Source organism: Marinoscillum sp. MHG1-6 (assembly GCF_024714475.1).
Taxonomy (GTDB): Bacteria; Bacteroidota; Bacteroidia; order Cytophagales; family Cyclobacteriaceae; genus JAMZMI01.
In genome coordinates, this window is record NZ_JAMZMI010000004.1 from 463,371 (window position 1) to 487,634 (window position 24,264).

A 24,264-nucleotide genomic window follows, 5' to 3' on the forward strand; every position below is an offset into this window, starting at 1 on the left:
CTTACGAATGACAAAATCAAAAGCTGTCTTCAGGTTCATCTTTTCTCTATTCGGAAAGGTGCTGAAATTTCTATTCCGACTAATGGGAAAATGTACGTGGCTTATCCATAGGAAAAAGCGTTATTTCATTCCATTTTATGCATTTACAGGGTATGTATTGTTGGTTGTTCTGGTTATTTGGTTTTCCGGTGATCCGGATTTCGAAAAAACCCTTCCCGACAAACGACTAAACGATATAACTCAGCTAAATCCGATACAAGTTGCAAAAGAGATTAGACCACATTCTATCAATGATATTGTGGAAGCCATTCGATCTACCTCGGGACCGATTTCTATAGGAGGTGGCAGATTTAGTATGGGTGGACAGACCGGCTATGAAAATAGTCTGCACCTTGACATGCGAGCATTTAATGGGGTACTGCACCTTGACAAAGAAAAGAAGCAGGTAACCGTTCAGTCCGGTATCATTTGGAGAGATCTACAAAATGTGATAGACAAGGAAAACCTTTCTGTCAAAATTATGCAGACCTATGCCAATTTTACGGTTGGCGGCTCTATCTCCGTAAACTGCCATGGCCGGTACATTGGTCATGGGCCGATCATATCATCGGTTTTAGCTTTGAAAATAGTTACGGCTTCAGGAGATGTAATTACCGCCAGCAGGACAGAGAATGAAGAAGTGTTCAAGGCCACAGTTGGTGGCTACGGCGGCATTGGGGTGATTGCAGAAGCTACATTGCAGTTAGTAGACAATGTTAAAGTAGAGCGACAAACCAAACTGGTTGATGTAGCCGATTACAATGAGTTTTTCCAAAACAATATCAGGAAGGACACCAGTATAATCTTTCAAAATGGAGACCTCTACCCTCCTGACTTCGACGTAATCAACAATGTTTCATGGAAGACAACCCATAAGGAGCTAACCGATACGACCCGGGTTACGCCCGAGGGCATCAACTATTGGATTGAACCCAAACTGGTTGAAATAGCCTCATGGGGAGACTTTGGTAAATGGGCTCGTAGAATGTTTGTTGATCCTGCCTTTTACAACAAGGAAAAAGTTGTCTGGAGAAATAAGGAAGCAAGCTATGATGTAGCAGAGCTAGAACCAGCATCGAGGGAAGAGTACACCTATGTTTTACAGGAGTATTTCATTCCGGTAAACAACATTCAGTCGTTCATTCCAAAAATGAAGGCTGTTTACGATAAATATGATGTAAATGTGATCAATGTCTCACTGCGCCATGCATATCCGGACAAGGAATCATACCTTTCATGGGCCGACGAGGAGGTTTTTGCTTTCGTGATCTACTACAAACAAGGCACTGATGTTGAATCCCGAGCCAATGTAAAACGGTGGACTATAGAAATGACGGATGCTATTTTAAGTGAAAACGGAAAGTGGTATCTACCTTATCAACCTCATGCAACCATCAAACAATTTGCGCAGGGTTTCCCGAATTCTGTTAAATACTTTGAGGTGAAAAACAGGATGGACAGCATGCAGCGCTTCAATAATAAACTGCTTGACAAATACAATCCTTACCTAACGGGGCAAATTGAAAAAGAAAGAGAGGACATAAAAGGGTATTTCCGTGATGAAGAACAAACGGTGCTCACCGTTCCGGAATGGTACCTGGTCTTTAACCCAAAGGAATATGCAGACTTCCTGGAAGCTGGTAATAACCCTTCTGACTTTCCCTTTCTTGCCTCAATTGATGAATACTGGAAGCTTTATGACCGCTCTCTTATACTGGTTTCTGAGGCCTACCCCAAAAACAATGAATATCATACGATGCTCCAGGTGATAGGTGTAAGCATTACCATGGAGTACGCGGCAAAAATGATCTATGAAAACACTATTGGCAAATTGTTTAGCTGGTTTGCTGGCAATTCTATTTCAGAAAAGGAACAAACCATTATTGATGCTCAGAGAGCTTATAGTGACTTTATTTACCATACAGCCTGGTATGAATTCGAATTCCTGCCATGGATAGGAAAAGTATGGAAAGCTTCAAGTACCCGGGATGCCAGTTGGTTGCGCAAATGGGAACGAACCTTGTTTTTCACATTTGAATATGTATTCAAGGCCGGTTACGCTCAGTTAATTGAATGGGCAGCTGAGGCTAGCTACGAAGAGCCCGTAACCAACATTTATTTGATGGTATCTACTGAAGAAAACATGGCTATCTCAGATGAAATCAAGGTAATTAACGAACAAGGAAGCAAAAAGCTGATAGGTATAACACGTTGGGGTGCATTTACCAACACAATTCTGGACCTATGTGAAAAGGAAATAACAATCCATGAAATTGGAGGTAATGACGAGATCGTAGTTTCTATATTGATGGATAAATCTCAGCAGTTAAATTTCAAAAATATAGAACCACTTTATGAATCGAAGGTGGTCACCAGCGACCATCTGATGCGGCTGGTATGCATACTTCCCGTCAATGAATTATTACCATTTATTCGCCATGCAGGTAGGAATTCTATTGAAGTAGAACACGTGTTCGACTATTAGAGACACCAGCTATCAAAAGGATTTTCCTTATGCAGGCTCCTCTCCCTTCTGAATGCCAGTTTGTTATTGCCTTCTGAAACTATATAATTTTCAATTTAGCTTCAGCTGCACTCTTCAAACATGTGCTAACCCAATTGTACGATCTACCAAAGACACAATCCCTTTCATTGTCAAAAAGAATAGCCCATTCCCAGGTTGAGTAAAAGAGGAAATGATCCCGAACTTGTTGCATTTGGATCACTGATTTGTTCGCTAACCATCAAGCCAAATCCCAATTCTCCCCTGAAATACACGCTACGGCCCGATCTATATCCCAGCTTAAGGTTCACTTTATGTTCTGTAACATTTACGTCTTTATTATAAAACAAAGCCCAAAAGGAACCCTCGGTCAATTGGGCAAAATTGACCGTCATCGAGGTAAGCCCGTAACCCAGATGCCCATAAAACCCCTTGCCCGGTTTTGAAAAATATAAATTCGCACCTATAGTGGCATACATATATTCCATACCACTTGTAGGAGCAAAATAGGACCCATCAACAGCTGCCGCCAATTTTTGCTCCATCAAAGGGGTTAAATACTCCAGGCTGAGAGCTGCAACTTCAGGCACTCCAACCTTAATCCCTACCCTGAATGGGCGCTCCTGAGCATTGACTTGACATGAAATGGAAAGGAAAAGAAGGATTACGGTGAATGTTCGGAACATGACAGAGTGCATAGAGGTTTAAAGGAACGCATTTGAAATGCGTTCCAACTTAGTGCTTTATTGCATCTCCTGCATCTTCTTCATGATCTCAGCCAGTCGTGGACGCAACAGCTCCAGGTCATCATCATTAATCATGCTTCGATATTGTTCCCATTGAGTAGAGATCATTTCCTTGTAGGAGGCCTGTTGCTCCTCCGGAAGTGCATTGACCTGCTCTTCCATCACGAGATAACTGGTACCCATCGAGATCGCCATGAATTTCTGGCCGAAGTCTTTATCCCATCCATATTTTTTGACCACTTCGATTACCTCATCCGATTTGAACATGGCATCCAAGGTTTGACCGGGGCCATCCATCCCTCTGTTCAGACTTTCTCCCAAAGCTTCAAAATCCGCTGCCATAGGCTTGATGGTTTCCAGGTAACGATCAATATCCGCATTTGAAAGGACACTACTAGAGCCGGCATCCCCGCCCATCGCCTCGTTGATTTCCTCCATCGCCTCTTCGCCTTCAGCCATTACTTCATCCTGGTCCTTATCTGACTCAGATTTTTGATTGCTGCACGAGGCGAGCACAAAGACTAAGATGAAACATAAATAGATTGGTGATTTCATAATTTTTTGTTTTTAGGTTAGTTGATGAAGTTACGAAAATCAGTTATTGGAAGCAATAACTGTTTGACTCTGATAAATAATGTCTTATGCCGTAGAATGATTGTCGCTATCATTACCACCATTTCTTCGTACGTTTACTACCCAGAGCAACAAACCAGAAGCATACTCAGTGAAGAGATTGATAATATTAACCCTGTGCCTAATATTAGGCAGTTTAGTCGCTGCACAAACCCGAGTAGAAAAACCCATTCAAATACACTTAAATGCCAGTGGCGTGTTTCTAAGGACCCTCGGGAATACTTTGGCAGACAGTGAGGTTGATGAATTGATCGTGAAGGATTGGGGATGGCCAGGCATCACTATTGGATATCATTTAAACCCACGTCTCCACGTTGGATATGCCTTTCAGCCCAACAGGAATTTAGTTTTAAAGGAACCCTGGACCTTTGGTGAAGATGTAAAAGACGGAAACATTGTCGTTGATCATAATACCGGAACTGCCCACAGCCTGGAAGGCAGGTACTTTCCATTCAAATTTGACCTTTATGCGGCCGTATTTTTAACTCACGTTACAAAGGCAAAGTATAACATGGATTTTGACATGATAAATACTACTATGGTCATCGGACAAAATTCATACGCTACCGACATATATGCCGAATGGAATTTCAAATCCCTCTCCACCATAGGGATTGGATTAGGATATAACTTCGTTCACAGAAGCGGTCTTTCTTTTGACATTGGACTGGGAGTACCAATAGCTCTAAGTGCTCCCTTTCACAGGAACATTTCACTGCAATCCATTCAGGGCGTGACGATTGACCAGACGGATTTAGAAAGTGCGAAAAGAAGAATTGAAGATGAGATGTTCTTCTTTCCTATACAATTTCACTTCAATCTTGGCTACAATCTTCCATGGAATAAATGACCTTCCCGAAAAACTCGAAATTCTTCCCAATGAATACCCAAATCCTAAATACTCCCATTACCCTCGAAAACGAACGGGTTTTGCTACTGCCTTTTGAGCATGCAAGGAATGATGAATTGAAGGGAATCATCTTTGATGAAAGGATTTGGAAATATATGGGCATTTCCATGAAGACCGAAAAGGACTTTGACAGCTACGTAGCCAACACGCTAGTTGATAAATGTAATGGCCTCTGCTATCCATTTTTAGTGATCGACAAACTCAACGATCGGGTGTCGGGCAGTACACGATACGGATATATCAATCGGGCCAGCGAGAAATGTGAGATCGGCTGGACATGGTACGGCATTGAGTTTCAGGGAACGGGATTAAACAAGGCCTGTAAATTCGAACTATTAAATTTTGGGTTCGAAACCATCAGGTTCCGACGCATACAATTCAGCGCAGACGAGGACAACCTCAGATCACAAAAAGCCATCGCAAAATTAGGAGCACAACAAGAAGGGATTTTCAGAAACAACTATATCGACTCAAATGGTGAAAGTCGAAATGATGTGTACTTCAGCATCATCAGAGAAGATTGGGACTCAGTCAAAAAAGAAAGATTTCAGGAGTTTGGATAACCACCGAATTTATTACCCCTTATTGCCCTCTTCGCTCCCAGAAAAATTCCTGACCAAAATCATACGATAAGTACATGAATTTAACGATATTAATACCTATTCGTTCATGCTATGATCATTCTGGTTGCCACCGATTTCTCCCCCGCTGCCAATAACGCAGTTGATTACGCAGCACATCTCGCACAGACGACTGATTCGGAATTAATTCTTTTCAATGTATTTAAGCTGAATATTCACGCAAGTAACTCTCTGGCATCAACTTCCAGCATCGATAATCTTATAAGAAAAAGTGAAAACGAACTGATCAGGCAATCCAGAGACTTACAAGAAAGTCATAAAATCAAGGTGAGCTGGGAATTAAAAAAAGATGACACCATAGGAAGCCTGAAACAGTACATGAAAACACATTGGGTGGACCTGGTAGTCATGGGAATAGAAAGTAACCTCATCGAGTACAAACTATTTGGAAATACGACCACCTCTGCTATTCACCTGATGCAGTTTCCATTGTTGGTCGTCCCTAATGAAATTCCCTTCGCAGGCATCAATAAGATCATGTTAGCCTGCGACTTGTCCTACTTAAAAGAGGACTTTGAGTTAGGTGTACTCAAGCAGCTAACCAGGTGTTTTAAGTCGCAGCTTCAGGTTTTCCATGTTTTCACTCATCGGACAGAAAAACAACGAGATGAAGAATTAGAAAGGTTTCTTGAAGGAGTCCTTCATGGTATTGATCATACCTATGGTTATGCATACAACCACAAGGTAGGTGACGGCATCAGGGAAGGTCTTGACCAGTTTCCAGCAGATTTATTGGTCATGATACCCCATAAGCTCCGTTTTTTTGAATACCTTTTGAAAGGAAGCAAAACGGATCGAATGACTGTAAGAACCCGAACTCCCCTCCTGGTAATTCCGAATGAAAGAGTGATGTGATTAGTACCTGCTTCCAGAAACGATAATGTCTCCTACTCCTATTAGGAACCCTATACTATTTCACTCCCACTCCTAATGTCGCACTATTTTTTAAAGTAATCGGGCCATCACCAAAACGCTCCGACACAATTTTGAACAAGGCCTCCTGTATCTTCAACTGCCCATCATCACCTAGTTGATCAAACAACATCTGTATTGGCGGAGCACCTGACGTTAACATCGACCAGATCTCATTCCTGGTAGGAAGTATGAGCTCACGAGTCACATATTCCGTTGTCACCTCCCGGAAACCTGCTGCTTTGAACTCCTCTCGGAATCTATCCAGATCGGCAAGATTAAATACAGGTGGTGGAGATGGCGGCTTCGGAAAGTCCGGAATAGCACGACCGATAGCTTCAAAGAAAATAGCAAATGCCTCAAATCTGTCCGGTGTTGACCAACCACTGACCACGGCCTTATGTCCGGGTTTAAGTACCCGATACAGTTCTTTAAAACCCTTATTTCTATCGGGGAAAAACATCAATCCAAAACTGCATAAAGCACCATCAAAACGGTCACTGTCTACTTCCAGGTTTTGGCCATCCATTAACGCCGTTTCCACGTTTTGAACACCCACTTCTACTGCTCTGGATTCCAGTACTTCCAGCATAGGCGGAGAAAAATCAGTAGCCAAAACTGATTTTACGCGTCGGGACAAAGGAAGCGTCATAGCTCCTGAACCCGCAGCTACCTCAATAACATTGCTCTCTTTTGAGACTTCTAACCGATCTAGAAATTCTGAGACGTAAAGATCCATCAATCGAGGTGCAACTTCGGTGGCATAGCCTCTGCTGGCCTTGCCCCAGTTTTCTGGCGTATCAATCGTAGGTTTTGACATAATAATGGGGTGATTAGTCTATTTGTAAGATAATCATTTGATCTCTGACCTGTAGAACATACCGCCTGATACGGCAAATCCAATACTAAAACTTTCTCTATGGATATTACCTTGATCCAGGTAACTGTTTTGAGTAAATTTAGTAGTGAACTCTGAAGAAAAGCCAAAAGCCAATATTCCAAAAGCGTTCCTGGTCTATTTCGGAACTGCCTGGTTGTTCATTGAAGCTTTCAACTTTGTTGTACAGTGGTACAATCTGGAATCGAGCTACCTCGACATTATCATCATACTGGTATTGTTTGGGCTGCCGAGCGTTCTTATTCATGAGTGGTTCAATCAGCAATTCACACGGAAAGCGCTCATGCTTCATGCATTAAACATTACGCTGGCGATAACCGTGGTAAGTTTCAATCAAGCCTTTCCCGATAAAATCAACCCCACCAAGCTGCGGCTTTTAGAGTTTAAAAAAAATCAAAAAAAATTGGCTCAGACCATCAACTCCATCGCTATTCTGCCACTGGAAAACATGACCAATGATACTTCTCAGATTTACCTAGTAAATGGTATCCATGATGAAATCATTAGTCAAATGGGAATAATCAGCGGCATCAGGGTCGTATCCAGAACATCAGCAATGAACTACAAGGATACCCAGAAGCGTCTCAATGAAATTGCCGGGGATCTGCATGTAGATGCAATCATTGAAGGTTCTGTACTACCTACGGAACCCGACAAGATCAAGGTTCAACTTAGACTCATAGGCAATATGCCTGACGAGATACAACTCTGGTCAAAATCCTATGAGCTGGAAAAAAGAAAAGTACTCAACCTGTACGCTACCATTGCCAAAAACATCGCAACAGAAATAAACCTTGCCTTATCGCCGGATGAAAAAGAGCAACTTGAAGAAACCAGAACTGTTGATCCCAAATGCTATGAGTTATATCTCCGAGGTAAAGTGAATTTGGCCTTCCTGACTCTGACCAGTATTGAGAACGCGGAGCAATACTTTTTAAAATCCATTGAAATCGACCCTGATTTTGGACCTTCATATGCAGGATTGGCTGGTATCTGGGTAGCGAGAAAGCAATTATATAGCGAAACCTACCCTCATAATCTCACTAACCCTAAAATTGATGCCTATATCAAAAAATCCTTTGAACTGGATAGTATGGATGCGGAAGTCTGGCGATGGTATGCTTCAAAACTGGCTTATGACTTTGACTGGCAAGGCTGTAATCAGGCTATGGAAAAGTGCCTTGAGTTGAATCCCAGCTTTGCTGAAGCTCATGCCTTTTATGCCCACTTTTTAATGATGCAAAATAAATGGGAAGAGGCCTGGCGTCAAATAATTAAGGCAAAGGAACTAGACCCTTTAAACCCATTGGTGAAATTCTTTCAGGATGTTATGTACATCCATTCAGGTAATTGGGATGAATTGAATATGAAACCTCCCTACATGGCACCTTTGATGCAATTCAGTATGTACGCTGATCTGGGCAAATCCGACAGCTCTATTTTGGCATTGAAACTTACGCTGGAAGCCAGAGGCTTTGACGAGCTTTCGAACAACCTGGCAGCGCTATATGAAGAAACAAATGACTATAAAACGTCATTAAACATGGTGGGTGATTCACTGGTTTCGCTGGGTGACTCCTCTAGTATCCAGGGTCCTGGGCTATTGCTCATCTATCTCTATGCAGATAACGTAGAGAAATCCTTGAGCCAATTGGAAAAAATGTATATCGTCAGAGATCCTGACCTACCCTATTTTGCCATAAAAGGTCCTCATAAAAAAGAATGGTTCATGAATCACCCCAGATACATAGCCATCATGAAACATATCAACCTGATGGAGTAATAGAGGGACAGTTAAGACTGCTAATCGGCCCGTTCAACATTTTCAATGGCAATCTCCATTTTTTCATCCATCACATCGGAACCTTTCCCATCCAATGTGGCGGAACGCCAATTTGGTTTTTCCGTTACTGCTTTTAGAAGATCTGAAACCTCAAATTCCTGAACGTTTCCATCCGGCCCTTTTATGACCACCACGTACAAATTTTTACTGACCTCGTAGGTATAAAGGACTTCTCCTTCAGGTAAATCAGGTGTTTGAGCCTTTGTAAAAAATATGATTCCGATAAGACAGACAGCGAGGCATAGGACCTTTTTCATAGCTCTTCATTTAGTTACCACAGTATAAAAATACTCAATATCTAAAGCGTCCGCAACACAGCAGGCAGTCATGCAAAAAAAGGCACCCCTTGAGGTGCCATTTTCATTGCCTTTAAATTCGTCAATTAATTCAACGCAGTCTTTACCACCTCAGATAGCGGCGTTGTAGAATGTCCGATTAGTTCAGAGAGTGTTTTGCCTTCGTCATACAAATCCCCTTTGGATGCACTCACATCCCAACTCGCTATAGCATCCGCAAAGCCATCGGGCAATCCAAAGCTCTTAAGTGCCTGGCTGTAGTCTGCTTCTGGAAGGTTTTGATAAGCAATCACCTTTCCGCTCTGTTTGGAAGTCTCTTCCGCCAACTCTGTTAATGTATACGCTTCGTCGCCGGAGAGCTCGTATGTTTTACCCTCGTGACCGGCACTTGTCAAAACCACAGCTGCAGCCTCTGCAAAGTCTGCTCTACCGGCCGATGAGATTCTACCATCACCCGCACTACCAATAAGCGCTCCTGCTTCAACAGCACCGGACAATGAACCCGTGTAATTCTCCGTGTACCACCCATTTCTCAAAATGGTGAATGAAATACCCGACTCTTTCAGCAAGTTTTCGGTAGTCAGGTGCTCCTGAGCTAAATTAATCGTAGAGGTATCTGCCCTCAACAGACTGGTATAAACAATCCATTTCACACCGGCCTCCTTAGCAGCGTTGATCACATTCTTGTGCTGTCTTGCACGTTGACCAATCTCATTTCCTGAAATCAACAAAAGACTATCTACTCCCACTAAAGCCTCGGCCAATTGATCAGGCTTTTCATAGTCAAAAGCTCTTGCCTCAATTCCATCCACCTTTTCAGGAGAGCGTACCATCGCCACCAGGCTGGATGCGTCAGTTCTCTTTTTCAATTGCTCTACTACTAAAGTTCCTAGTTGTCCGGTTGCCCCGGTAATTCCGATTTTCATAAGTTTTATATTTTAAGTGTAATAATTTTTGTTACATTAATGGTCAAAAAAAAGTCAGTGAAACTCTGACACAAAATCTGCCAGTGTTTTGCCACTTAATTCCCTGACTACCGAGTTATCAATACCCGTAAACAGCACATCCAACTTTTCGTTGATATCCTTGCCAATGGGACATTTCGGATTGGGTTGGTTATTCTTTTTACCCAAAACATTTGAATTCTTAATGGCCAGATAGATGGCATCCATGGTAATGTCCTCACTGCCAACTGCCAGCGTGAAGCCACCTTCCTTACCCTTTCGACTCAAAACCAATCCTGCATCATTTAAAACCCCAAGCTCTTTACGAACAATGACAGGGTGTATGTTAATGCTACCTGCAATCCAGTCAGAGCTTAACCACTCTCCTTTTGCATCGGCAAGAAGAGTTAATATATGAAGTGCTGTAGCGAATCTTGTATTACTCATAATTGACTCAAAATTACCTCTTTTTACTTAATGTAATAAAAAATGTTACATTTAATTTTACTTTTTTCATTTACGATCAAAAATTAGGGCCATGACGTGAAAAATAAACATTATTGAACCAGGTAAGTCAGGGCCAAAAAAAAGGAGGCTGACCATTACTGATCAAGCCTCCTTCAAATCTTTCGGAGCTCTTCTCTAATGCAGGGCTTTTCAGCCCGCAACGACTCCCTTTACACGACCCTGGTACACTTACTCCGGTCGGGTAAGCTGGTCATCCCATCAAGGTTTATCGATATTTACCTTCACAGGATTGTCTACTATTTCTTTCTGATTTGCCAGCATTTGAAGCCAATCTTCCTTTGTGGTCACCTGTCCGCTTTCGGTCCAGGCGAAACCTGCGTAATAGGTCAGTGTGGTTAGTGTCGAATCGGTCAGGACAATCAACTGACTCTGATCCGGAACTTCTGTTCTGAAGTCAAAAGCTTTAATCACGACCGTAGGATCTATCACAATTCCTTCCCCAACCTGAGAACCCTTTATTGGCTCCCAATGGCTGTAATAACCCAGCTCACCATTGAGGTCAACCTCACCCTCCTTCTCATGCAATGTGATACCAATTGTATAGTTTGGAACTGGTTGATCCGAGGAAAGACTGATTTCGTACTTCGAAAAATTAGAACCTAAATCAAGGGTAATTCTTTTGGTTTCTTTCACCCCATATTCACTCCACGGTGCATAATCCAGTTCAAAAACAGTCCTGAGTGGCCCAATAGCAATTGTGCGGTAAGCGGCAAAGTTCTTTGAAGTGAGCAGCGTGTCATCTGCCCAAACTCCTGTCCCACCGGTACCACGGCTTTTGCCAACGTGGTAAGGATCATACCCCTCGCCATGATCAATATGATAGTACCCACCTTCTTTCAGGTTACCTTCATACCAACTGTCGATGATCGAGTAGTTGACCTTTTTAAGCCAAAGATCTATCCCACTCGAAAGCGTACCTCCCGGTATATTTTCTTCAATCATTCGCTGCGCTTCAGGGCCAAAGGTTCTGAAGGCCACCTTGTCATTTTCCCAGGTGTAATCATCTGTGCGCTCAGGAACAAATCTCGAGTAGGTAGTAGATTCAGAGGTCGGTTGAAGAGTGCTACCTCCTTCCTGCCAATATATCCGAATGTCCTTTTTCTCACCAGCCGTAAGACCAGTCAAAAACAAAAGTTCATCCATAGTACTGTCCTGATCATTATCCACCCACTGTGTTCGCAACTTCTCTTGCGTTAACACGTCCTCCACCAGGATATCATCCAAATTGCTAATGACAGAAATGTCTCCCAGTTGCTCTATTGAAATTCCAACCACTGCGGCTAATCGATCTACAGCTGCAGGATTCTCTATGGTAAATGTTCTGTCCAGTCCATTCTTTGAGGCGCACGAAGCCAAAAAGGCCAAACCCAAGACAATGCTAATTCTTTTCATTTTTTAAGGTTTTGATAAGTAGTCCAATCCCTAAAGTTGTTTAAGAATTGATCCAATTTCAACAATTGAATTTTTCCCTTCAAGTATAGTGTATTGATCAATATTAGACCTCACCTGGTGAAATAGATCATTGAACCGCACTCACTTTCAATGACAGGATTTGATTCTTTTTACCTGGAAAGTAGTGGTCAGGCCATCCTTGACCGTGAGTTCCAGCAGGGTGTTGCCTTCCGCTTGATACAATAAGGATCCAGACGGACATCATTTTTCCTCATCCATCATGCTTAAAGGAAGGCTCGTATTCCATATGTTGCTGCAGATCTTCCAGTCGCCATTTACCTTAGTCCAAATATTGATGTACTTGCCCCGGTCAGTTACACCATCTTCGCCAAACCGTAAGAAGTAGGTACCTTCATCAATGAGATAATCTTCATTCCCATAGAAAGTAATCGTCTCTTCCGTAAATTCCTGAATTTCATAGTTTACCCATTCAGTATTAAGCAGGGCAATTGCCTCTTTCCCAACCACAATCTCTGAATTCGGTGGGAAATACCTTGCATCATTAGAAACAATGTTGTTGAGATAGGCTGTATCCTTCAATATATGCGCCTCTGTAAAGCGCTTTGTCTTTTCCTGAATAATACCTCGTGCTTCATTCAAATCAAATGCGGAAGCACTTTGATCATCAGTTTCTCCTGATGAACTTTTATCGTCTGTACAGCGGGAGAAAAAGATCACGGCAAAGATCAATGTCAGAATAGGCATTAAAATCCGTCTCATTTTAATTGCTTTAGGGTTTCATAAAAAAACCATCCTTTTATCTGATTGTGCCTCAAAACCCATATGAATATAACCCGACTATCACCAGATTGCAACTGGTAGCGGGTTCTAGAGAACAAAATTAGGTTGTCATTCCTGACTGGTTCAGGAATCCCATAATATTAATGATAAGAGCTTCATAGCTGGCCCAAGTGCCCACTTGTGCTTGCAATATGACCGGTATCTTCCTTCCGTCAACTGAGTGATTTCAAGAAAAATTAGGACCGCCTGGTATCTATGCTATTGAATAATAGACATAAGCGGACGCTTGCGCCAGAGCTTTCAACCAATTGGTATCCGGATCTCAAAAAACTTTGTCTCAACCTTCAAACCTTCAGAGTTAGTAAGTCATATCTCAGTTGAAGGAGCCTTAAAATATATTACCTGATCGGAGCTGCTACAAAGTACTTTTTAATCTCCTTATATGGGATGACAGACCATTCGGGATTATTACATGATCTTTTAACCCCGGGAAAAACAGCTCCCATGTAGATTCCTTTATCCTTCAAATGCCATATTGGCTGTTGCCAGGCCTGTGAAATATTGTAATCACATGGGGTAATTGAAGTAAATTTTTCCGGATAACACCTTTTTAATATATCAACGATGGCCGAACCGAACACATTTCTCCTATAACTGAACCAATCTGAAGAATTAGGTCTGGGCGCTGTGCCCTCTCCCAAATAAACAATGTCTTCTAATGTTAAAACCTGAGCCGATATAATATTCAAAGTAACAAACTCAGACTCTTTATTATTTTTTTGGCTAAAACAGCTTGATTGAGTAATCTTTTCATAACTAACATAATTGTCATTCAGAAAATGAATGACAAACTCCACCCCATAACTACCCACAAAACCAAGCGTTCCACATTCCAAAAAACTTTCTACCTCAAGTATGTGAAGGGTTTGTAGCTTCTTATTTATCGCTGCAGTGCTTACAGCATTTTTGGGATCACTTATTCGAAAGGCTGTTATACCCGATACTGGTTCCCTAAGCCATATCAGGCGAAATCCTTTATGCCTCGAAACCTCCACCTCCTCAAACTTCAGGTTACTCGTCCTCAAATAACCATAGAGATTTAACGTTTTCAACAATTCCTGACTTTCGTATTGGTGATTAACTTTTGATTCAACGATAGGCTTCAACTGAATATTCAAAGTGTCTGCGCCACCGATCAACTGCCCCTCCCATTTTCCATCAGGCAAGTGTTTTATAAGGATACTCTGGGTGTGCTTATCTTTTAACTCCTTGGCACTTTCGAAATGGAACTGTGTTGAGTCAAACTTACCTTTGAAGAAGTGATTCAGCTTTTCATCCTGATAGAAATATTTCAGGTAAACAGCTTCTTGAAAATGATCTATCTGAACACCAACCTGACGACTACCTATGGTTCCTTGTAGGTAATATGTAGGTTCCAGATGGGCAAATGCTGTACATAAACAACCTAAAAAGAGGACAAGAAAACTGCTGCTTTTCACAATATTACTTTTGAAATTTCATAATTCACGTTCACCATATTCCAAACACCAACCTTTAATACATTTATAATGGCACAAGGTGCTTTAGGTCAGGAGAGCAAGGTTATGATATTTTACGTAAATACAATTATGGAAATTAACTCGATTACGAGCTTTAAAAAGCGAAACCACTTCGCAATAAATCTCCCCGACGCGTTAGTTGAAGATGAGAAACGACTATCGATGTAACAAAAAAAGGTCAGCTGATTAGCTGACCTTTTGGCTCTGTAGCGGGAGCAGGACTCGAACCTGCGACCTTCGGGTTATGAGCCCGACGAGCTACCAACTGCTCCATCCCGCGCTGTTAGGAGTGCAAAAGTAGTATAACTCTTTACACATCCAAAACATTACAACAAAATATCAAAAGAAATTACTCCCGTATCGTTAAGGTCTTTTCAAAAACATGGATATTGCAGCAGAAATGAAGAATATTGATCAATTTAAAGCTGGCTTTGTGACCATCATGGGAAAACCCAATGTGGGCAAGTCCAGTCTTATGAACCGACTGACTGGTGAGCGACTATCCATCATCAGCAACCGTGCACAAACTACTCGTCACAGAATTTTTGGGATTATCACCAAGGACGAATACCAAATCGTCTATTCAGATACTCCGGGGACCATCGATCCCAGTTACAAACTACAGGAGAAGATGATGAACTTCGTCAAAGCTTCTCTCGAAGACGCGGACATTATCCTTTATGTGGTAGAACTCGGTGAAAAGTTCGACAATCCAGATTGGTTACAATTAGCCCGACAATCGGGCATACCAATCCTCTTCATTATTAATAAGACAGATCTTGGGAAAGGATCACAGGTTGAGGATAAAATGGCTTACTGGAAAGAACAAATTCCCGACTTTGAACCCATTGCCGTATCGGCGGTCACCGGTGATAACACTGACCTGCTCGAGCAGGCCATCATTGATCTACTCCCCCATCACCCACCCTATTTTCCGGAAGACGAACTAACGGATAAAACTGAGCGTTTCATTGCTTCCGAAATCATACGGGAGAAGATCTTCCTACAGTACAAACAAGAGATTCCCTACAGTTCTGAAGTAGTTGTCAGCAGTTTCAAGGAAGATGAAAAGATTATAAGGCTTAGGGCAGAAATCTACGTAGAGCGCGACAGTCAAAAAGGGATTCTTGTTGGAAAGAAGGGTGAATCCATTAAAAACCTGGGAATTGAATCGCGAAAAGAGCTGGAGTCATTTTTCGGAAAACAGGTACATCTGGAAACCTTCGTTAAAGTGGAAAAAGACTGGCGCAAGAATGACCGAAAGCTTGCCAGATTCGGTTACTAAAATCGCGTGAACTAATCTTTTCCCTCTTCAGTTTAATGCCGATATGGTTTGCTGCAGATTTGCTCCTGCACCAAAGCAAACAAATGCGTAGTTTTGCACTTTCAAAAATTCACTAGGAAGTAACCGTGGGAAATATAGTAGCGATTGTAGGGAGACCAAACGTAGGAAAATCCACCCTTTTTAACAGGCTGATCGAAAGGAAGCAAGCCATCATGGATAATGAGTCCGGCGTTACCCGTGACCGTCATTATGGTTTTGCGCAATGGCGTGACCAGTTTTTCACGGTCATTGACACTGGTGGATACGTAGAAGGGTCGGAAGATATTTTTGAAGGTGCTATCAGATCCCAGGTGAAAGAGGCACTCGAAGAAGCGAACGTGGTGCTCTTCATGGTTGACTGCCACACGGGTATGCATGGTTTGGATGCAGATTTTGCCAATGTTGTACGCGAGATCAAAAAGCCTGTAATCATTTGTGCCAACAAGGCTGACACTACGGAGAAAGCCTACATGTCGCACGAGTTTTATGCACTTGGACTACCCGGTGAAATATACCCAATCGCCGCAGCGGATGGTTCCGGTACAGGTGAATTGCTGGATGAAGTGATCAAGCATTTTGAAGAGGAAAAGGAAGAAGAAAACACTGAAGGTTTACCTAGAATTGCGATTTTGGGAAGACCTAATGTGGGAAAATCGTCTTTCCTGAATGCCCTGCTTGGGAAAGAAAGAACGATCGTAACCAATATAGCGGGAACTACCCGTGATGCGGTAGATAGCCGCTACCAACTATTTGGAAAGGACTTCATTCTTACAGACACAGCTGGTATTCGAAAAAAGGCCAAGGTTCACGAAGACATTGAGTTCTATTCTGTTTTGAGAGCCATTCAGGCACTTCAGGACTCCGACGTTTGTATCATTGTCATTGATGCACAAAATGGCGTGGAATCACAGGATATGAACATCATTAGCCTGGCACATAAATACAAAAAAGGGCTGGTCATCATGGTCAACAAATGGGACCTGATTGAAAAGGAAACCAATACGGCGCGTGACTTTCAAAAGGAAATTGAAAACAAACTGGGGGTATTCAGCTATGCCCCCGTCATCTTCACCAGTGTGCTTAATAAGCAACGGATCTTCCAAACCATAGAGCTTGCCCTCAAAGTATCAGAAAACAAAAACAAAAAAATATCAACCTCGAAACTCAACGACATTATGCTCAAGGAGATCGAACATAACCCACCACCTGCGGTTCGAGGTAAATACATCAAAATCAAGTACATCACTCAGTTGCCTACCCCAAGTCCCACGTTCGCATTCTTCTGCAACTATCCCAAGGATATCCGGGAGTCATATGAAAGGTTTTTAGTCAACAAGCTAAGGGAGCACTTTGGCTTCGAAGGGGTCAACATCAAAGCCGTATTTAGGAAAAAATAGTGAAGGGAAGCTGTGAGGACATATTTGGCAAGTTTGTCCCTCCTGCGGCGGTTAGTTACTGCTGCAAACTCTACAACTATTTTGGGTTTGAATTCAAGATCAAGAAAAGTCGCCAAACCAAACTGGGAGACTTTAGATTTAATGCCCAAACGAAAAAGTATACCATTACCATCAACAATGACCTGAACCCGTATGCATTTCTGGTCACCTATATTCACGAGGTTGCCCACCATGTCACCTATATAGAAAATGGCAGGAAGGTCAACCCCCATGGGTCAGAATGGAAGCTGAATTATAAAAAGGCCATGCAGCCGGTACTTAATGAACAGGTTTTTCCTCCCAAAATATTGTTGGCACTTCAGAATTATTTTAAAAACCCAAAAGCCAGTAGCTGCTCTGATCCCGTACTATACAATGTCTTAAGAGAGTTTGATGGACCAACCGACTCCATCCCATTGAGCAAGGTCAACATCGGTGAAGTTTTCACCTTTAAAGAAAAGACTTATCGGAAATTAGAAAAACGACGAACCAGAAGTGTTTGTATGGAAATGAGCTCTGGAAGAAAATACCTCATTGCGGAAATTGCCTCTGTTTCTAAATAGCTCATAAATATTGGGGATTGGTTTCATCATTCTCTCCAAAATATTAAATTGACCTAGCAACTATAGACCATTCAAATGACACTCCAACCCGTCATTAGAATGATTATTTCAACCAGGTATGTCAAATAATATTGCTATCTATAACTTTAAGGGAGGTGTCGGAAAGACCACGTCCGCACTGAATATTGGCTATAACTGGTCCAGGTTATTTAAGGTCTTGCTCATCGACGCGGACCCCCAATGTAATCTCACCAATTCATTAGCTCCCCTTAAGAAAGCCACCGCTCCTACACTACACGATATTTTTAGGCAACTACTGCATGATCAAAGAGTAGAGATCAAACCTTTTGAAATTCATCCTTATTTACATCTTATACCCGGTGATTATCGAATGTCAGAAGTAGAATCCCATCAACAATTTGTTCATGAGGGGTACGAGATCGTCCGCAAACTCCTTTTAAATCTCAATAAAGACTACGACCTAGTACTCATAGATTGCCCAACCCATTTCGGCTTCTATCTCAAATCAATACTTCAAAACATCAATAGCATCTTAATTCCGAATGTTGCCGACGCATTCTCGATCACAGGTGCAGAAACACTGGTCAATCATCTCAAATCGATTGAAAACATAAAACAAATCAATATTTTGGGTATGTTTTTCAATATGTACAGGAATGACAGGATCCAAAACAGGAAAGTTTTTGAATATACACAGGAGCTCTTTGGAAACATCCTTTTGGATACTACGATTAGCACTTCCATTAAGCTCCGAGAGGCCACTAGTCAGGGGCTTCCGATATCCAGTTATCTACCTGATCATAAAATCAGCAAACAATTTTCGGAACTGAGCGAAGAGTTACTTACCAAACTTTTTGAACAAAAAGCCTTCAACCCCGATGAGATAAATGCTGCGATTCGTAAATTGAGTCAAATCAAGGATTAACGGACATTTATCTCAAAACGAGAAGTTATTTTTCATTTTGATGTTTTCTAATTTTTGGAATCATGCATTCAACGTGAATTTCAAAACAGCAACAAATTGGACCGATTTTGGGTTAAATAATCGAACTTAAATAGAAACCTATATGATCACTATGAAATCAATTAAATCATCCATCTCTATACTCTGTTTACTGGTAGCTGCTGCTATTTTCTTTCAGGGTTGTAAAGCATCGAATACCGTAAAAGGTGCTGCCATCGGAACTGCTGCGGGTGGTGCGTTAGGAGCCGTCATTGGAAAAGCTGCCGGTAACAATACAGCCGCCGGAGCCATCATTGGAGCAGCTGTCGGAGGAACTACTGGTGCCATCATCGGAAGACACATGGACAAACAGGCGGAAGAGCTTCGTGAGGATTTAGATGGAGCTACTGTTGAGCGTGTTGGTGAAGGTATCAAAATCACCTTCTCTTCAGGACTTCTTTTTGATGTCAACTCTTACACCATCAAAGAGAGCACCAAACAGAACCTTAATGAGTTGTCTGAAACACTTAACAAGTACGAAGACACGAACATCCTGATTGAGGGTCATACGGATGCTTCAGGTTCTGATAGTTACAATCAACAACTTTCAGAGCAACGTGCCAATTCAGTTTCCGGTTACCTTATCGGTCAGCAAGTGGATGTAGCCAGAATATCTACCATGGGTTACGGCGAGTCTCAGCCTATTGCAGATAATGAAACTGAGGCTGGAAGAGCAGCGAACAGACGCGTAGAGGTAGCTATCTTCGCCAATGAAAAGATGAAGAAAATGGCAGAAAAAGGAGAACTCTAATTGTCATCAAACCATTATTAAAAGCCCGGTTTATTCGGGCTTTTTTTATGCCGGTAACCTTCTTTGCATAAGGTTATTTACTATTTCAAAGACTACCATTGGGGTCATGGTACGCCAGTTGATCATCTGTAGCTGCCCACCGAAATTCACATATTGATCTATCGCGTAAACGGCCATCTCAGATTCTATAAAATCCCGAAAATTCAAGGCAACAATCCATCCGTCTTCCACTTCTTCAAACCATTCTTCATAGTAGCAATCATCGCTCCCATGAAAATTGAGTATGTTCTCCCCTATCAAAATGAATCTGGTTATTCCTAGACCAAGAAAATGCTCAATAATGTTGCGCTTGAGATGCATGATGTCATTATTGAGTGCATCATTCCACTCACCCAAAAACTCAATGATGATGTACCCTTCATGATAGTTTACATAAAGAACTTTTAAATAGAGAGTCTCAGAACCAAAAAAATCCCATCCCGGATCTATGTAGTATCCGTAAATATTCTCTGAATACAGATCGTAATTATACTCCTTACCGAAAAAAGGAGAGTTCGGGTCTTCAGCTGAATCATAAAATTTCAGCCATCGGGAATATGGTTCGATCTGATGCACAGCACAAAATTAAAAAAGGGGCTCGAAGGCCCCTTTGAAAGTTCAATTAATATTATTTATTCAAAAATATACCGGATTCCCAGTTGCATCTGCCAACGGGAACTCAAGACTCCGGAATCATCAAAATCTCCATAATAAGGCTTATTCTTCTCAAATTCCTGGAAGGAATAGACAGGGATATTGGTACCCGTCTGAAAGCCTTCAAAGTTTAATGGAGTGTAACCATCTTCCAGGTCGTAATTATACCTTTTCCCCCAGTTTTTGCTAAGCAGATTCGTGAAATTGAAGATATCGAGCGAGAGTTGTAGGGTGTTACGTTTTCCATTTTCCATCTCGATATAGAAATCCTGCAGCACCCTCACGTCTATGATATGCTCAAAGGGTGTCCGGTTCTGATTTCTTTCAATGTATTCCCCTCTTTTTGATTTCAGGTAATCATCACTTTCTATAAATGCATCCAAAGCAGCCCATTGAGCAGCGGAAGTAGCCCCATCTGCCAGAACTACCTGATCTAATCCGGAGTCATATGCTCCGAAAACGATCTCAGTTGCGTCCTTCGGAATGTACAACAACTCCCTGTTTCGTGAGTCTTCACCGGTGAGCTCATCTCCATCCCCATAAACGTAGCTATAGTTATTGCCTGATTGCCCCTCATAAATCAAAGAGATCGTAGACTTCATGAATCCCAGGTATTCCTTTCTGTATGTGACATTCGCCAGAATACGATGGCCCTGAGCAAAGTCTGATCTACCCAATTGGGTCCAAAAATTCCTGCCATTGATCGCATGTAAGCCCCGCCACTGTGAGGAGTTCTGAGAAGAGGTACCATCATACACCGTCCAGGCATCACCATACGCATAGGAAACGGATGTCGAGATTCCTGTTTGAAACTCTTTCGATAAGGTGGTAGAAACATTATAGGTGTATCCTTTATTGGTGTTACTTCCAAGAAGTACTCTACCGTAGGTTCCATCTACATCATCATAACCTGTCAGACGATCATCCGGGGTACCTTCCAGCCGGGTTGTAGGTATGGTCACATTGACATTTTGGTAATAAACATTATTCACAAACTTGCTATAAAGCCCTTCGACCGTACCAATGATCCCTCCGGGCAATTTTGCATCTGCAGCCAGATTCACTTTCATAACCTGAGGTATCTTAAAGTCTTTGGCAAACATGTCCACACTTCCTGATGGCTGGGTAGCTCCAACGGCTATATTCCGTGTCTGATTCAGGGCATCAGGATTGAAAGTAGTAGTAGAACCAAAAGCAGCGGCCTCAAAATCAAAACCCGTATTCAAACCGGTGTTGTTATAAGCAGCTCCCGGCCATACAAGTGGAATTCTACTTGTAAAGAGACCTACACCTCCCCTAACCTGTACATTTTGGTCTCCATTGACATCATAATTGAAACCCAATCTTGGCGACCATGATATTTGTGGATCAATGAAGCTCCCTGGTGCCGCGCCCTTCAGGTCATACGTACCCGAAGTGACGATAGCAGAGGTTTCAAACTCAGAATTTGTAGGAGTATTCTCAAAAATATTGATATCCGCTCTCAGTCCTAAAGTCAATCTGAGCTTTTCATTAGCCTGAAATTCATCCTGCACATAAAGCCCAAACTGTGAAGCAGTAAACTTTGCTGCAGCACCATCCCCTGCATCCCCAAGCCTTGGGTCATTTAGTGCGTAGCTGAATTGATACAGTGGAACCGTCAGGTTGTTGTAAAAATCATCCAGGAAAGAGGTTCCTTGCACACCATAACCGAATTGAGTGCTGTAGCTGTAATCTCCGTAGTTAAACGGAATGAAAAGGTTTAGTGTCTTGTAGAATTCGGCATTCGCGCCAATTAAGAAGGTATGTCGGCCTCTATACAATTCAAAATTATCATTGATAGTAATGATATCCTGATGTAATAAGTTGGCCGTAGAGAATGGCTCCGAACCAAAGAAAATTCCCCCTCTGCCATCATCAATAAATACTGAAGGGAAAGGGTCTCCAAATGGATCTCGATCATCTCGAACAAATGTCGCCCCCACAGTAAGATGGTTCGACATGGAATTTCCAATCATGGATTTCAGCTCCAGCGCTGATGAATTGGTAGTAGACACTACATACTCTGATCCATTTTTGAACTGAATGCTGGAAGCAGAAGACCTTCTGGCTTCAAGATTTTCAGCACGGGTATAAGAATGTCTGACAGTTAGCTTATGTTGTTTGCCCAGGTTAAAATCAAATCGTCCTAAGATTTTATCACTATTGAGAAAAGCAGTGTTATTCAGGTAAGAGCCCGGATTGTATCCATAATTGGTTTTCAAATAATTTGACAAGCCGTCAATATCCGATTGTGTAATGTCTCCATTGTAATTTTCAAAACTAAACGGCTGAGGAGTTTCATCTCGTTGAAACTCAGCATTCAAAAAGAAAAAGGCTTTGTTTTTAACAAGCGGACCACCTACTCTCACACCATAGGTTTGGGCGGAAAATTCAGCCAGCTTTTCTCTCTCAATGATATCTTTTTGTCCCTTCTCAAAAGGTGTTTTCCCTGCCAGGTTTTCGTTTCGAAAGAAGTAGTACGTTGAACCTTCAAATTCATTCGTTCCACTTCTGGTCACCGCATTAATAGAACCTCCGGCAAACCCGGATTGCCTCACATCATAAGGCGCCACGGATATTGTAAATTGTTCAATCGCATCCAGCGAAATCGGCGATACCCCCGTCTGTCCACCATTGGTTCCACTCGCCGCCAATCCGAAAACATCGTTATTTACAGCCCCATCGATGTAGATGGCGTTGTATCTGTTATTCATACCGCCGATGGATATTTCCAAACCATCCCCTCCTTCTTCAATGGTAGCCTGAGGATTGAACCTGGCAAAATCACCTATCGAACGTCCCACCGTAGGGATTTCGTTAATCTTTGAAGTTCCGAGATGTGTCTCTGCTCCTGTCTTAGTACCTGAAAAAGCATCTCCTACACCCGCTGAAACGATGACTTCCTGCAACTGAGTAGCTGACTCCTGCAAAACGACATTCAAATTATAGGCCTGACCCAACGATAAAGCAATACCCTCTTTGGTTTGTGTTTCAAACCCAACAAAAGAGATGGTAATTGTGTATGGCCCACCTACTTTCAATGCAGGAAGCCTGTAGAAGCCATCAAAATCGGTAATATTTCCCCATTCCGTACCGGTTGGTTCATGGACGGCTATCACCGTAGCACCAATCAATGCCTCCCCCTGATCATCGACTATCCTTCCCCTCATTGAAGCAGTGGTCGTACCCTGCGCATAGGCTGCTAAAGACAATAAAGCCAGCGTCCCGGCCATCAACAGTCTTCCAAGTAAATATTTAGTCATAGTAGTCATTCAGGTTAGTCATCCAAAAATAACCTTGATTCTCATTTAATCTGATTTTCAAATAATTAATTTTCAAGCATTTAGTTAACACTGAGTTAACGAAACTCTCAATTACTTAACAAAAACGCATAGGAAGGTTTGGATCATTGTAATCCACTACCCTCACTTGATGAGACGATGAATCATGATTTCGAAATCCTTAAGAAAACGTTTGAAATATTGCGGGCTACTCTTGGATCAAGCAATAAAGTTGTGGGGAGATTATATTCATCAGTCAAATCCACTAGCAGAAATGTAGAGTTGATTACATCTCTTCATTGTATATGATTGCCCTATTTACATTCCCCTTAAAATTACGCTAGTCATGCCATGACTGACTAGAGGGCTAATAGAATTCATGTCATGACTTTTTAAACAAATTCTTCCTACCTATCATGGAGGTCTTCGGCATTGAAGGAATTCCGATCAGAAATTCAAATATTGGAATGCCCATTTTTGAATCCGTTGTTTGAGTCCCGATAACATCGGGATGAGTTTCGGATTC

General features: G+C 42.0%; 21 protein-coding genes and 1 tRNA gene. 10 read left to right on the plus strand and 12 right to left on the minus strand.

Annotated features, from left to right (window positions below; all coding sequences use genetic code 11):
• The first annotated feature begins 7 nt into the window (after positions 1-7).
• Complete coding sequence (locus NXR94_RS11945) at positions 8-2,524, plus strand: FAD-dependent oxidoreductase (RefSeq protein WP_258104865.1); 2,517 nt, start codon at positions 8-10, stop codon at positions 2,522-2,524.
• Positions 2,525-2,694: 170 nt separating this feature from the next.
• Here the strand turns inward: NXR94_RS11945 and NXR94_RS11950 are convergent, their stop codons facing one another.
• Both NXR94_RS11950 and NXR94_RS11955 read right to left on the minus strand, forming a co-directional pair.
• The gene (locus tag NXR94_RS11950; protein WP_258104866.1) at positions 2,695-3,228 is read right to left on the minus strand and encodes a hypothetical protein; all 534 of its coding nucleotides are present in this window, start codon (positions 3,226-3,228) and stop codon (positions 2,695-2,697) included.
• Between the two features lie 57 nt (positions 3,229-3,285).
• Positions 3,286-3,843, minus strand: a complete 558-nt coding sequence (locus NXR94_RS11955; protein ID WP_258104867.1) for a hypothetical protein — start codon at positions 3,841-3,843, stop codon at positions 3,286-3,288.
• A 274-nt stretch (positions 3,844-4,117) separates the two neighbouring features.
• On the opposite strand from NXR94_RS11955, the gene NXR94_RS11960 reads away from it, so the two are divergent.
• The 3 genes from NXR94_RS11960 (at position 4,118) to NXR94_RS11970 (ending at position 6,327) form a co-directional block, all read left to right on the plus strand.
• The gene (locus NXR94_RS11960; RefSeq protein WP_258104868.1) at positions 4,118-4,771 is read left to right on the plus strand and encodes a hypothetical protein; all 654 of its coding nucleotides are present in this window, start codon (positions 4,118-4,120) and stop codon (positions 4,769-4,771) included.
• Between the two features lie 29 nt (positions 4,772-4,800).
• Entirely contained in the window at positions 4,801-5,394 is a 594-nt protein-coding gene (locus tag NXR94_RS11965; protein ID WP_258104869.1) for a GNAT family N-acetyltransferase, read from the plus strand.
• A 111-nt stretch (positions 5,395-5,505) separates the two neighbouring features.
• A complete protein-coding gene (locus tag NXR94_RS11970) occupies positions 5,506-6,327 on the plus strand; it encodes a universal stress protein (protein WP_258104870.1) in 822 nt (273 codons plus the stop codon).
• Positions 6,328-6,382: 55 nt separating this feature from the next.
• Here NXR94_RS11970 and NXR94_RS11975 read toward each other — a convergent pair whose 3' ends face one another.
• Complete coding sequence (locus NXR94_RS11975; RefSeq protein ID WP_258104871.1) at positions 6,383-7,204, minus strand: class I SAM-dependent methyltransferase; 822 nt, start codon at positions 7,202-7,204, stop codon at positions 6,383-6,385.
• Between the two features lie 145 nt (positions 7,205-7,349).
• On the opposite strand from NXR94_RS11975, the gene NXR94_RS11980 reads away from it, so the two are divergent.
• A complete protein-coding gene (locus NXR94_RS11980; RefSeq protein ID WP_258104872.1) occupies positions 7,350-9,065 on the plus strand; it encodes a hypothetical protein in 1,716 nt (571 codons plus the stop codon).
• Between the two features lie 20 nt (positions 9,066-9,085).
• Here NXR94_RS11980 and NXR94_RS11985 read toward each other — a convergent pair whose 3' ends face one another.
• From NXR94_RS11985 to NXR94_RS12015, 7 genes are all read right to left on the minus strand, one after another.
• Positions 9,086-9,382, minus strand: coding sequence for a hypothetical protein (locus tag NXR94_RS11985; RefSeq protein WP_258104873.1), 297 nt, complete (start codon positions 9,380-9,382; stop codon positions 9,086-9,088).
• A gap of 125 nt (positions 9,383-9,507) precedes the next feature.
• Positions 9,508-10,347: an SDR family oxidoreductase gene (locus NXR94_RS11990; RefSeq protein WP_258104874.1), complete on the minus strand. Its 840-nt coding sequence runs from the start codon at positions 10,345-10,347 to the stop codon at positions 9,508-9,510.
• A gap of 54 nt (positions 10,348-10,401) precedes the next feature.
• Entirely contained in the window at positions 10,402-10,812 is a 411-nt protein-coding gene (locus NXR94_RS11995) for an Rrf2 family transcriptional regulator (protein WP_258104875.1), read from the minus strand.
• Positions 10,813-11,091: 279 nt separating this feature from the next.
• A complete protein-coding gene (locus NXR94_RS12000; RefSeq protein ID WP_258104876.1) occupies positions 11,092-12,285 on the minus strand; it encodes a DUF4861 domain-containing protein in 1,194 nt (397 codons plus the stop codon).
• 261 nt (positions 12,286-12,546) lie between these two features.
• Complete coding sequence (locus NXR94_RS12005) at positions 12,547-13,065, minus strand: nuclear transport factor 2 family protein (RefSeq protein ID WP_258104877.1); 519 nt, start codon at positions 13,063-13,065, stop codon at positions 12,547-12,549.
• A 419-nt stretch (positions 13,066-13,484) separates the two neighbouring features.
• On the minus strand, positions 13,485-14,585 hold the full coding sequence (locus NXR94_RS12010) for a hypothetical protein (protein ID WP_258104878.1): 1,101 nt from the start codon (positions 14,583-14,585) through the stop codon (positions 13,485-13,487).
• Positions 14,586-14,852: 267 nt separating this feature from the next.
• Positions 14,853-14,925: transfer RNA gene (locus tag NXR94_RS12015), tRNA-Met, on the minus strand.
• 102 nt (positions 14,926-15,027) lie between these two features.
• Between NXR94_RS12015 and era the strand changes: the two genes are divergently transcribed.
• From era to NXR94_RS12040, 5 genes are all read left to right on the plus strand, one after another.
• A complete protein-coding gene (gene era, locus NXR94_RS12020) occupies positions 15,028-15,930 on the plus strand; it encodes a GTPase Era (protein ID WP_258104879.1) in 903 nt (300 codons plus the stop codon).
• A gap of 125 nt (positions 15,931-16,055) precedes the next feature.
• Entirely contained in the window at positions 16,056-17,366 is a 1,311-nt protein-coding gene (gene der / locus NXR94_RS12025; protein ID WP_258104880.1) for a ribosome biogenesis GTPase Der, read from the plus strand.
• Positions 17,366-17,968 carry a SprT-like domain-containing protein gene (locus NXR94_RS12030; RefSeq protein ID WP_258104881.1) on the plus strand — a complete coding sequence of 201 codons (603 nt, stop codon included), beginning with the start codon at positions 17,366-17,368 and terminating at the stop codon, positions 17,966-17,968. Before der ends, NXR94_RS12030 begins: the two co-directional genes overlap by 1 nt.
• 118 nt (positions 17,969-18,086) lie before the next feature.
• Positions 18,087-18,914, plus strand: a complete 828-nt coding sequence (locus tag NXR94_RS12035; RefSeq protein WP_258104882.1) for a ParA family protein — start codon at positions 18,087-18,089, stop codon at positions 18,912-18,914.
• 151 nt (positions 18,915-19,065) lie between these two features.
• On the plus strand, positions 19,066-19,743 hold the full coding sequence (locus NXR94_RS12040) for an OmpA family protein (protein ID WP_258104883.1): 678 nt from the start codon (positions 19,066-19,068) through the stop codon (positions 19,741-19,743).
• 45 nt (positions 19,744-19,788) lie between these two features.
• Here the strand turns inward: NXR94_RS12040 and NXR94_RS12045 are convergent, their stop codons facing one another.
• Together NXR94_RS12045 and NXR94_RS12050 are read right to left on the minus strand one after the other, a co-directional pair.
• Positions 19,789-20,358, minus strand: coding sequence for a hypothetical protein (locus tag NXR94_RS12045; RefSeq protein WP_258104884.1), 570 nt, complete (start codon positions 20,356-20,358; stop codon positions 19,789-19,791).
• A gap of 56 nt (positions 20,359-20,414) precedes the next feature.
• Positions 20,415-23,720: a TonB-dependent receptor gene (locus tag NXR94_RS12050; protein WP_258104885.1), complete on the minus strand. Its 3,306-nt coding sequence runs from the start codon at positions 23,718-23,720 to the stop codon at positions 20,415-20,417.
• Positions 23,721-24,264 lie beyond the last annotated feature (544 nt).

Coding starts and splice junctions, on each gene's coding strand:
- NXR94_RS12040 (WP_258104883.1), top strand. CDS start 19,066: ATGAAATCAATTAAATCATCCATCTCTATACTCTGTTTACTGGTAGCT.
- NXR94_RS12035 (WP_258104882.1), top strand. CDS start 18,087: ATGTCAAATAATATTGCTATCTATAACTTTAAGGGAGGTGTCGGAAAG.
- NXR94_RS12000 (WP_258104876.1), bottom strand. CDS start 12,285: ATGAAAAGAATTAGCATTGTCTTGGGTTTGGCCTTTTTGGCTTCGTGC.
- NXR94_RS11990 (WP_258104874.1), bottom strand. CDS start 10,347: ATGAAAATCGGAATTACCGGGGCAACCGGACAACTAGGAACTTTAGTA.
- NXR94_RS12050 (WP_258104885.1), bottom strand. CDS start 23,720: ATGACTAAATATTTACTTGGAAGACTGTTGATGGCCGGGACGCTGGCT.
- NXR94_RS11970 (WP_258104870.1), top strand. CDS start 5,506: ATGATCATTCTGGTTGCCACCGATTTCTCCCCCGCTGCCAATAACGCA.
- NXR94_RS11950 (WP_258104866.1), bottom strand. CDS start 3,228: ATGTTCCGAACATTCACCGTAATCCTTCTTTTCCTTTCCATTTCATGT.
- NXR94_RS11995 (WP_258104875.1), bottom strand. CDS start 10,812: ATGAGTAATACAAGATTCGCTACAGCACTTCATATATTAACTCTTCTT.
- NXR94_RS11955 (WP_258104867.1), bottom strand. CDS start 3,843: ATGAAATCACCAATCTATTTATGTTTCATCTTAGTCTTTGTGCTCGCC.
- NXR94_RS12005 (WP_258104877.1), bottom strand. CDS start 13,065: ATGAGACGGATTTTAATGCCTATTCTGACATTGATCTTTGCCGTGATC.
- NXR94_RS11965 (WP_258104869.1), top strand. CDS start 4,801: ATGAATACCCAAATCCTAAATACTCCCATTACCCTCGAAAACGAACGG.
- NXR94_RS11985 (WP_258104873.1), bottom strand. CDS start 9,382: ATGAAAAAGGTCCTATGCCTCGCTGTCTGTCTTATCGGAATCATATTT.
- NXR94_RS11945 (WP_258104865.1), top strand. CDS start 8: ATGACAAAATCAAAAGCTGTCTTCAGGTTCATCTTTTCTCTATTCGGA.
- NXR94_RS11975 (WP_258104871.1), bottom strand. CDS start 7,204: ATGTCAAAACCTACGATTGATACGCCAGAAAACTGGGGCAAGGCCAGC.
- era (WP_258104879.1), top strand. CDS start 15,028: ATGGATATTGCAGCAGAAATGAAGAATATTGATCAATTTAAAGCTGGC.